At 51.1% G+C, this 2914-nt stretch carries 3 protein-coding genes; all 3 read left to right on the forward strand.

Annotated elements, in window-relative coordinates; genetic code table 11:
- On the forward strand, positions 1–578 hold a 578-nt coding region (vasI, locus tag RH89_RS14220; protein WP_004403119.1), incomplete at its 5' end, for a type VI secretion system-associated protein VasI.
- A complete protein-coding gene (gene tssA / locus RH89_RS14225; RefSeq protein WP_004403122.1) occupies positions 572–2026 on the forward strand; it encodes a type VI secretion system protein TssA in 1455 nt (484 codons plus the stop codon). The genes vasI and tssA, both read left to right, overlap by 7 nt.
- A gap of 15 nt (positions 2027–2041) precedes the next feature.
- On the forward strand, positions 2042–2914 hold an 873-nt coding region (locus RH89_RS14230; RefSeq protein ID WP_004403123.1), incomplete at its 3' end, for a type VI secretion protein IcmF/TssM N-terminal domain-containing protein.

Below are 2914 nucleotides of genomic sequence, written 5' to 3' on the forward strand. Positions count from 1 at the left end.
ACGCGTTAATGGAAAAAGCGCAGCAGTGCCGGACCATTGCGTCCAAAGTCGAAAGGCTGTCGTGCTTTGATAGCTTGTTTGGAACACCTATCGCTGATGCGCCTGTAGAGCAGGAACTGGTGCGCCCAGAGCCTTGGCAACGTGCGGTGAAGAGTGAAGCTCAGCGAAACGGACAAGTGGGCTGGCTTCGCAGTGAAACCATCGACAGCAATGGTGAGAAAGCCTTGTGGTTTACCGTTACCTCGAACCCTAGGGTGGAATCGGCAGAAGCGCCCGTCATTTTGATGGCGAGCTGCATCAACAAAATATCCCGTTTAGAAATCTTGTTCCCAGAAGTGCAAAAAGGCGCGAGAGCCGATGTGTCGCTGGGTTCTGAACGCCAACGATGGACGTTTGATGAGCAGGGTATGGTATTGCGTTCCGGTCGTGGCTTAGCCGCTATTGGCATCATGCGACCACTGGTTCGAGCGCCGCAAATTCACGTTCGTTCCAATGCGGATCGTATCGATGGTCTGGTGTTTGAAACCGAAAACGGAAAATCAGCAATCACCGAATTGCGGGAGCTGTGCCGATGGTAGTCATGGACGAGCAACCTGTCAGCATGGATGACAAAGCGATTCGGGAAAAACTCCGCGCGCCTATTTCGGAAGAGAGCCCGGTGGGTGAGCGCGTTGTGGATGATCCGGTGTTCGATTTTGTGGAAAGCCAGATGATGAAAGTCGGTTCACTCTCTCATGCAGAAGTTCGCTGGGCTGAAGTGGAAACCGGGATCATTTCCCTCTTTGAGCAAAAAACCAAAGATCTGAAATTGATGACTCACCTGTTGCAATGTTTTCACCACAGCAACACGGTGGACCGATTTTGCCTGTCGATGCAAGTGATGACGGACTTTATGACGACCTATTGGGAAACTTGCTACCCAGCGCCCGGTGCGCGAGGCGTGTTGCCGAGGCGCAAGTTCTATAGCCAGATTATTCAGCGTTTCGATACAGCGTTGGAAAAGCTGGTGAAAGGCACTCTTCCTGTTACTGAACAGCAGAGCGAAGCCATTGGTAAGGCCAAGATTGCGTGGAGTGATACAGCTGAGAAACTGTCTCTCGACAACGATAATTTTATCGCCTTCATCCGCAAACTGGAACGCTGGTTAGAGTCGAACAAGCTGCAAGATTTGCCATCGTCTGCGCCGGTTTCTTCGGCAGAGTCGAATTCTGTTTCCCAGTCTTCTGGAAATGCTGCCGTAACGCCAAGAGCAGTCGAAGTGGATACTGGCAACGAAAAAGCGATGAAGGCATCGTTGCAAAAGGTCGCCGATTTCCTGAGCGAATTTGAATACGGTCATGCACTGAGCGTTCGCGTTCGTCGCTTTTCCGTCTGGTCGTCGATCACGACGCCACCAGATGGCGACCATAAGGGTGAAACTCAGCTTCGCGCCATGGTGGGGGAGCGTGTCAGCGAATATTACGAACAGTTGCAACGCAACCCCGATCTGGCGTTGTGGCGCAAAGTCGAGCAGAGCTTAACCATCGCTCCTTACTGGTTTGATGGTCAACATTTAAGTGCGCAAATTGCCGCCAAGATTGGTCAGCAAAGCTGGGCAGATGCCATTTTGGAAGAAACTCAGAACTTTCTGGCTCGTATCCCCGAACTGTCGGGCATGAGCTTCAAAGGCGGTGTGCCCTTTATTGGGGAAGACACCCGAAGCTGGCTTAAGTCGAACGAGCGCGTGCAAACCACCTCTACCGTGAACAGTTGGGATGACAAGCGACAGGAAGCGTTTGTGATGGCTAAAGAAGCGGGGTTGTCCGTCGCCATGGCGATGCTTAACGAAGGATTGTCTGCCGCCAAAGAACCACGAGATGTCTTTTACTGGCGGCTGCTAACCGCCGATTTATTAGCAAACAACGGGCTAGAAGCGATGGCGCATCAGCACTATCAATCCCTTTATCAATCGGCTATCGAAACCAAGGTCGAAGACTGGGAACCGTCGCTCATCAATCAATTACAACAATTCGTCGTAACGGAATAATACAAGGTAAGAAACATGGGGAAGTTTATCAGCGGCTTGCTTAAAAAAATGGGTCAGAGCTTCAAATCGGCCATTCCGATTTTGTTGGTCGCGCTGTGTGTGCTGATCATCGTCGCCATCTGGTGGGCAGGTCCGATGCTGGAATATCAGGAGACATTCCCATTGTCTTCCGTGATGTCTCGCGTGATTGCGAGTGTGATTTTCTCGCTTATCTGTATTGCCTTCTGGGGCATGTATCAGTGGAAAGCGCTGAACCGTTTTAAAGCCAGCATTAAGCGAGAAGAACAGCTAAAAGCGGACCCAATTCTTCAGTTTGAAGAACGTCAGGAAGTTGAGTTGAACCAGATCATGGTCAACATGAAGGAGAACCTCAACAAGCGCAATTACCTTTACGCCCTGCCCTGGTATTTGGTGATTGGTCTGGAAAATGCGGGTAAAACCAGCCTTATTAACCGTTCTGGTCAGAATTTTGTGTTCTCTACCGTGATGCGCGCATCGGGTAAGAAAAGCGAAAACCCTTACAGTTTCGACTGGTGGATTGGCGAAGAGTCGGTGCTGATTGACCCTGATGGCGAACTGCTGACTCAAGGCTATAACAACGAAGACAACGACGGCCAGATGGAACGTCGTCTATGGGTGCACTTCATCGAATGGCTTGAGCGCACCAGAAGCCGTCGCCCGTTGAACGGCGTGGTGATTGCCCTGGATGTCGCGCAATTAGCCTCCGGCACAACTTCCAGCCGAAAAGCTTACGCCAGCCTGCTTCGCACCCGATTACGCGAGCTGATGGAAACCTTGTCCACGCGTATGCCAGTGTATGTCACGTTAACCAAAATGGACTTGCTACACGGCTTCGAACCTTTCTTCCGTCATTACCCAAAGAGCAAA

The organism is Vibrio nigripulchritudo ATCC 27043 (assembly GCF_000222685.1).
GTDB classification, from domain to species: domain Bacteria; phylum Pseudomonadota; class Gammaproteobacteria; order Enterobacterales; family Vibrionaceae; genus Vibrio; species Vibrio nigripulchritudo.

Bases quoted from the DNA above. Each gene is read 5' to 3' on its own strand.
- tssA (WP_004403122.1), top strand. From the start codon at position 572: ATGGTAGTCATGGACGAGCAACCTGTCAGCATGGATGACAAAGCGATT.